The sequence below is a fragment of the Priestia sp. P5_B4 genome (genome assembly GCF_056400385.1).
On sequence record NZ_JBFULJ010000525.1, the window covers coordinates 1 to 2,663 of the forward strand.

Annotated in this window: 4 protein-coding genes; 1 reads left to right on the forward strand and 3 read right to left on the reverse strand. The window is 39.1% G+C overall.

The window, feature by feature from the left end; genetic code table 11:
• From AC1DRF_RS22395 to AC1DRF_RS22405, 3 genes are all read right to left on the reverse strand, one after another.
• A partial coding sequence (locus tag AC1DRF_RS22395; RefSeq protein ID WP_477741721.1) for a sporulation protein YpjB occupies positions 1-535 on the reverse strand: 535 nt, incomplete at its 3' end.
• 84 nt (positions 536-619) lie between these two features.
• The gene (locus tag AC1DRF_RS22400) at positions 620-1,636 is read right to left on the reverse strand and encodes a CAP domain-containing protein (RefSeq protein ID WP_477741722.1); all 1,017 of its coding nucleotides are present in this window, start codon (positions 1,634-1,636) and stop codon (positions 620-622) included.
• 190 nt (positions 1,637-1,826) lie between these two features.
• Positions 1,827-2,246, reverse strand: a complete 420-nt coding sequence (locus tag AC1DRF_RS22405) for a CBS domain-containing protein (protein ID WP_013056085.1) — start codon at positions 2,244-2,246, stop codon at positions 1,827-1,829.
• 185 nt (positions 2,247-2,431) lie between these two features.
• On the opposite strand from AC1DRF_RS22405, the gene AC1DRF_RS22410 reads away from it, so the two are divergent.
• A partial coding sequence (locus AC1DRF_RS22410; RefSeq protein WP_477741723.1) for a YugN family protein occupies positions 2,432-2,663 on the forward strand: 232 nt, incomplete at its 3' end.

Genomic DNA, 2,663 nt, shown 5'->3' on the forward strand with positions numbered 1-2,663 from the left:
CGCTCACACGCTGTACGTAGGGAGACGACACGTCTACCTGCGCGCTCGGTAAGATCATATCATATTCCTTCAAAAATTGCTTAAGCTGCGCTTCATAAGCCGATTGTTCTCCTTTTACCGCTTCATTTCGCATCTCTTTAAATGTTGCTAGCATACTGCCTTCGAGCTCAGTCCACATAGGCTGATGCTTGCTGTGCAGCGCATCGACTAACAATCGAAATTGAGTAGCTTTTTGAAGACGTTCTTCATCACTGGAATCAGAAGATAAAAGAGACCTTTCTACCTGTTCATAACAAAGAGTTAAAATACGTATATCTTCGGCCGATACGCCCAAAGAAGCTGTATTGAGACTGGTAAATTCATTCGAAAAGTTTCTGAACAAATGTTGGGCTGCTTTATACTCCTTTTGCTCTACAAGCGATAGCGTTTGATCAGATAAGTTATCAAGCTTTTCCCACTGCCCTTCAGCTGCATGTACAGTAGTCGTATATGCAAAGAAAAGTACGAGCAATATTCCTACTATTCTTCCTTTCATTCTCGTCCCTCCTCTAACCTCTACTAAAACTTATGAGAAAGAGGACAAGAGTAGACCTATTTTCAAAAGGAAGTTTTAATCTTACTATTCATTCATCGGAGTGATAAAGTTTTGCGTGTAATATTTCTCATATACACCTACACCAAGACGCGTAAACTCTTTATTGAGTAAAGCCYTACGATGTCCCTCACTATTAAGCCACCCTTCAACCGCAGCGATTCCATCCTGATAATTCGAGGCAATATTTTCGCCCGCGATACGGTATACTACATCACCTTTTTGCAGACGGTTGCCTAAATCACCTTGTGCTGGTGAAACGTGAGAGAAATAGTTTAAGTCGCTCATTTCTTTGCTGTGTAAATAAGCTACTCCGGCAGTGGCTTCGTCCCAAGCTAAAGGTGACAGCTGAAACCGGTCTCGAATTACATTTGTAATATCGATAATTTGCTGCTCTTCTCCTTCTTGGACACTTTTCCACTCCTCCGGTGTCAATGACGGAGCTGTGGGAAGTTCGCCGCGATAAACAATTTCGTACGGACGCTGTTTTAATAGCGTCTCCATGTCCATAATTCGAATACTTGAGATTGTATTAAGGAACTGATCAAAATATAGTTGGACGTATACATCTCCATATTTAATAATGGGACGCATTTTCATATCCTCTTCACTCAGGCGAAATCGGTATTCATTTCCGTCTTTTTGAAGCGTGAGTTCGGATGAAAGTGAAACTCTTTTTTCTACTTCCTCTCGCTTCTCACCAATCTCAAAAGGATCTGTATTTGTTTTTGAGCCAATGACGTATACAGATACGACTTGATTATTTTCTACTCCTACCTGTGCATACGTTTGACGATTCTTTTTGTAAATCCACCAGTCATAGCCATATGCAGAAGAATCAATACGATCCGGCTCTCCAAGCATTCCAATTAACTGTTCTGAATGATCTCCAATGAGCCTCATCATATTTTCACTTTGTTTTTCATAAGAAGCCACTTCTTGTGTGGGCTGACTTTTGGAATCCGTTTGGTTTTGCTCAATATTTTGACCCGTTAGATATTTTTCTAGCTGAGGTAAATAATCCTCCGCGTATACAAATGCCACTATTAATACGAGAATAAAAATAACTTTTTTCAGCTTTTCTTCCTCTCCTTACACCTGTTTTCTTTACCTGTTTAACTTATTTTTATCTCTATTATACATGCATTCAAAAAAAAATAGCTATCGGTATGAAGGAAACAAAAGAAAAAGCCAACTATTTACGAATATACTGCAAACAGTTGGCTTTCGATTTTTAATGCGTTTGTTGTGAAATGTCTGAGAGCGCTTCTCCTGCACGTTCATTTGCATAGCGAAACGTTGATAAATCACCTAGCGATACAATCCCTACTAGCTTTTGATTTTCCACAACGGGAAGACGACGGATTTGATGTTGAGCCATAAGCTTAGAAGCTTCTTCTACAGAGGCTTCCGCTGTAATAGTTATAAGCTCTTCACTCATAACATCCGTTACTTTACTTGAATTTGGCTTCTTTTCTGCAATGCCTTTGATAACTAAGTCTCGATCTGTAATCATTCCTACTAGCTGATCTCTATCGACAATTGGAATTGCTCCTACATTCCATTCCTTCATTTTCACTGCTACTTCATATACGTTATCAAGCGTGGTGCATGTTTCCGTATCAGCTGTCATTACCTCTTGTACAGTTTTCATTGTTTTATCCTCCTTTACATCGTGTGTTCGTTTTATAGTGTGACCAACTTTTTAGTAAACTTTCGTATTTAAAACGTTTAAATAAAAATAGATAACGTTTACATTTTTCCTTATTAGATATTGCAAGTTTTATCCATTCGGCTTATGATTTAGTTGGGGTATATCTGTTTTGGGAGGGAGTTCATATGAAATTTGAATATGCAAAATTTGATTCATTAAAGGTTGATTTAGATTTATTAGATGAGATTATGCATCAATTTGGTCTGGTCCGCGCCGGACAATGGGATTATGAACGCGTCACGTACGATCGAAAATTCGAGTTTCAGCGAGATACCTTCTATTTGCGAGTCCAAGGACATGCTATTTCAGGCGACGTAGGGGGCAGGCATGCTGTTATTCATCTTATGACACCTCTAC